4 protein-coding genes are annotated in these 4,168 nt (G+C 71.1%); 3 read left to right on the top strand and 1 reads right to left on the bottom strand.

Annotated features, from left to right (window positions below; genetic code table 11):
• Positions 1 to 57 precede the first annotated feature (57 nt).
• Complete coding sequence (locus HA630_RS17430; RefSeq protein ID WP_166836335.1) at positions 58 to 705, bottom strand: hypothetical protein; 648 nt, start codon at positions 703 to 705, stop codon at positions 58 to 60.
• A gap of 108 nt (positions 706 to 813) precedes the next feature.
• Between HA630_RS17430 and HA630_RS17425 the strand changes: the two genes are divergently transcribed.
• The 3 genes from HA630_RS17425 to HA630_RS17415 form a co-directional block, all read left to right on the top strand.
• Positions 814 to 1,323, top strand: coding sequence for a chemotaxis protein CheW (locus HA630_RS17425; RefSeq protein ID WP_166836334.1), 510 nt, complete (start codon positions 814 to 816; stop codon positions 1,321 to 1,323).
• A gap of 37 nt (positions 1,324 to 1,360) precedes the next feature.
• Entirely contained in the window at positions 1,361 to 3,025 is a 1,665-nt protein-coding gene (locus HA630_RS25685) for a methyl-accepting chemotaxis protein (RefSeq protein WP_166836333.1), read from the top strand.
• A gap of 40 nt (positions 3,026 to 3,065) precedes the next feature.
• A partial coding sequence (locus tag HA630_RS17415; RefSeq protein WP_166836331.1) for a HAMP domain-containing protein occupies positions 3,066 to 4,168 on the top strand: 1,103 nt, incomplete at its 3' end.

The following is a 4,168-nucleotide window of genomic DNA, read 5'->3' as shown; positions in this document are numbered from 1 at the left end:
GATTTCGCCGGCCACTGAGCCGGTGCCTGATCCGGCCACGGCCCGTGCGCCGGGTGGTCAGTCCAGGTCGCCCAGTTGGGTGTCGCTCAGCGGGGCAAAGCCCTTGTCGCGGGCGCGGGGCATGGGCCGGGTCGGCTCGAATTCCGGGCGCCGGGCGTCCCAGGCACCCTGGTGGTCGCCCTTGAGCGCCTGTTCCAGTGCGGCCAGTTCGTCCGCGCCCACGGCCTCGTGGCCGCCCGAGCCGGGGCCCTGGGCGCTGGCCGGTGCGGCGGCGTGGGGCGGGTGGGCCGCCGCCGGGCCGCTGTGGCGCCAGTACACCGACTTCACCTCCAGCCCCAGGCGTTCCCCGGCCAGTTGCTGCAGGCTGTGCTCGATCTGGCTTTCGGCCCCCGGCACCCGCTCCAGCGCGCCGGGTTGGATGTCGATCAGCACCACGTGGGTCAGGCCGTCGTGGTCCAGCGTCAGCACCTTGAACTTGTAGGCCCCGGAGAGCACGCCGGCGCGGATCATGTTTTCGCGCACCACCGCGTACAGGTGTTCGCGACGGGCGCTGCGGCGCAGCCGCTGGTCCTTGGCCGGGTGGTCGCCGCCGCGCCGCGGCGCTTCGGCGCGCGGCGGCGTGGCGGGCGCCGGCGCCAGGGCGGGCAGCCAACGGGCCAGCCACAGGCGCCAGGGGCTGGGGGAAGGGGCACGGCGGGGGTTCACACAAATCTCACGAGCGGTGGGGACATATTTGTAGGGATTGTGCATCCAGTGCCGCTTTTTTTGGCCGATACTTGTACGCATAGGCTGCACCCGCACCGAGGAGAGCGCATGAACCCCAACGCGTCAACGAGCACCGCACCGGCCACCGGCCGCACCGCCGCACACAACAGCGCCGAATACCTGACCTTCCGCCTGGGGGCCGAGGAGTACGGCATCGACATCCTGCGCGTGCAGGAAATCCGCTCCTTCGAGGAGCCCACCCGCATCGCCAACGCGCCGCCCTTCATCAAGGGCGTGGTCAACCTGCGCGGCGTCATCGTGCCGGTGGTGGACCTGCGCATCAAGCTCGGTTGCGAAAAAGTCGAATACAACAGCTTCACCGTGGTCATCGTGCTCAACGTCAAGGGCCGGGTGGTGGGCGCGGTGGTCGATTCGGTGTCCGACGTGCTGGAACTGGACCGCGACCACGTCAAGCCCGCGCCCGAGATGGGCACCTCCACCGTGGACACGGCCTTCATCACCGGCATCGCCAGCGTGGGCGAACGGATGCTGATCCTGATGGACATCCAGGCCCTGATGAGCAGCCCCGACATGGGCCTGATGGACGCGGCCGCCTGAGCCGCCCCGGCCAACCGACCACTGGAAAGGGCTGACGATGGACCTGATGGGCATGATGCGCGCCTTCAGCATCCGGCTGCGCATGCTGGGGGCGATTGCGGTGGTGATCGTGTTGCTGTGCGCCGTGGGCGCGACCGGCCTGTGGGGCATGCAGCGCATGCAGGCGGTGCAGCACGACCTGGTGGAGCACGCGCTGGCCGAATCGGTGGCGCTGGGCCAGCTGCGGCTGGCCCTGGCCGAGACCCGGCGCCACGAACAGGCCCTGGCGCTGCACGCGCCCTCGCCCGAGGCGTGGCGCACCAGCCAGGCCGCCTGGGCCGAGGCCTTGGGCCGGGTGGACACGGCCGTGCAGGCCATGCTGGCCGGCGAGGCCGACGAGGACAACGCCCTGGTGGACGGCCTGCGCGACCAGATGCAGGCCTACCGCCGTGCCCTGGAGCCGGCCCTGGCCGCGATGCAGGCCGGCACCCTGACCGAGGTGGCGGCCGCCCAGCAGGCGCTGGCCCCAGGCCAGGCCCCGCTGCAGCAGGCCGACGCGGTGCTGCAGCGGCTGGACGGCTTGCTGGCCGACGAACTGGCCGGCGTGATGACCGGCGCCGACCGCGTGGCCCAGTGGGCGCTGTGGCTGTTTGTGGGCACGGTGGCGGTGGCGGTGTTGGTGGTGGTGCCCACCACGCTGGCCAACATGCACAGCATCTGCCGGCCGCTGGAGCAGGCCCAGGGCCTGGCGGTGGCCATTGCCCGCGGCGACCTGACCACCCGCGCCGACCTGCGCGGCGCCGACGAACTGGCCGAACTGCTGCGCAACCTGGCCGACATGCAGGCCTCGCTGTCGCGCACCGTGGGCCAGGTGCGCCAGGCGGCCGAGAGCATCCGCGCGGCCAGCCAGGAAATCGCCAGCGGCAACCAGGACCTGAGCAACCGCACCGAGCAGACCGCCAGCAACCTGGAAGAAACCGCCGCCAGCATGGTGGAGATGACCGGCACCGTGCGCCAGTCCAGCGAGGCGGCCCAGTCCGCCAGCCGCATGGCCAGCGCCAACGCCGAGGTCGCCCAGCGCGGCGGCACGGTGGTGGGGCAGGTGGTGGCCACCATGGACGAGATCAACCGCAGCAGCCAGAAGATCCACGACATCATCGGTGTGATCGACGGCATCGCCTTCCAGACCAACATCCTGGCGCTGAACGCGGCGGTGGAAGCCGCGCGTGCCGGCGAGGCCGGGCGCGGTTTTGCCGTGGTGGCCGGCGAGGTGCGCAGCCTGGCCCAGCGCAGCGCCGAGGCCGCGCGCGAGATCAAGACCCTCATCAGCGCCAGCGTGGACAAGGTCGACGCCGGCACCCAGCTGGTGCACCAGGCCGGCAGCACCATCCGCGACATCGTGGACAACGCGCAGCAGGTGTCGGCGCTGATCGCCGAAATCACCACCGCCACCGCCGAGCAGGCGCAGGGCCTGACCGAAATCAACGCCGCCGTGGGCCAGCTTGACCAGGTGACTCAGCAGAACGCGGCGCTGGTGGAGCAGAGCGCCGCCGCCGCCGACAGCCTGCGCGAGCAGGCCCAGCGGCTGAACGACGTGGTGGCCGTGTTCCGCCTGGGCGACGGCGCCGTGGGCCACCCGCCCCTGACGCCCGCGGCCACCCGCGGCCACGGCCCCGAACGGGGCTACCAGGGGCCGGAACGCCGCCTGACGGCGCGCGGCTGACGCCCCTTTTTCTTCACGAACCCCGCAGAGGACTTTCCCCATGAATTTGACCAACTTGCGCATCGGCACCCGGCTGGGGCTGGCCTTTGCGGCCGTGCTGGTGTTGCTGGCCGCGGTGGTGGCCCTGTCGCTGTTCGAATTCCGCGTGCTGCTGGGCGACCTGGACCGGGTGGTGCAGATGGAGCGCCGCGCCGCCCTGACCGACAACTGGGCCGACAGCACCCGCCTCAACGTCAACCGGGTGATGGCGATCGCCAAGTCCCGCAACGACCCCGAGGTGGAGGCCTACTTCGCGCCGCAGATCGCCGAGACCACGCAGCAGATCAACGGGCTGCAGAAGTCGCTGGAGACCGAAATCGCCTCCGCCGAAGGCAAGGCGCTGCTGGCCAAGATCGCCCAGCTGCGGGCCGACTACATCGCCGCGCGCAAGACCTTTTTCGACGCCCTCAAGGCCGACGACCTGGACGGCAGCAGCCGCCTGCTGAGCGGCCAGCTGCTGCCGGCGGCCAACGCCTACATGGCGGCGCAGGAGGAGCTGGTCAAGCTGCAGCACCGCTTTGTGGACGAATACGCCACCCAGGCCCGCGCGGCGGTGGACCAGGCGGTGCTGTTCGTGCTGGCCCTGGCCGGCGCCGCGCTGCTGGTGGGGGTCATCGTCGCGGTGACCATTGGCCGCTCCATCACCCGCCCGCTGCGCGAGGCCGGCGACTTCGCCGACGCCATTGCCCATGGCGACCTGACGCGCCGCATCAGCGCCACCCGCCAGGACGAAATCGGCGGCCTGTTGCGCTCGCTGGCCGAGATGCAGGCCAGCCTGCAGCGGGTGGTGGGTCAGATCCGCCAGTCCAGCGACGGCATTGGCCAGGCGGCCAGCGAGATCGCCATGGGCAACCAGGACCTGAGCAGCCGCACCGAACAGACCGCCAGCAACCTGGAGGAAACCGCGGCCAGCATGGAGCAGCTCACCGCCACGGTCAAGCAGAGCGCCGATTCGGCGCGCCAGGCCAACCAGCTGGCGTCGAGCGCGGCCGAGGTGGCCGAGCGCGGCGGCGCCGTCGTCGGTCAGGTGGTGCACACCATGAACGACATCAACCAGAGCAGCCAGCGCATCAGCGACATCATCAGCGTGATCGACGGCATCGC

Source organism: Aquabacterium sp. A08, from assembly GCF_011742065.1.
This window is presented reverse-complemented; position numbering and strand designations above follow the sequence as displayed.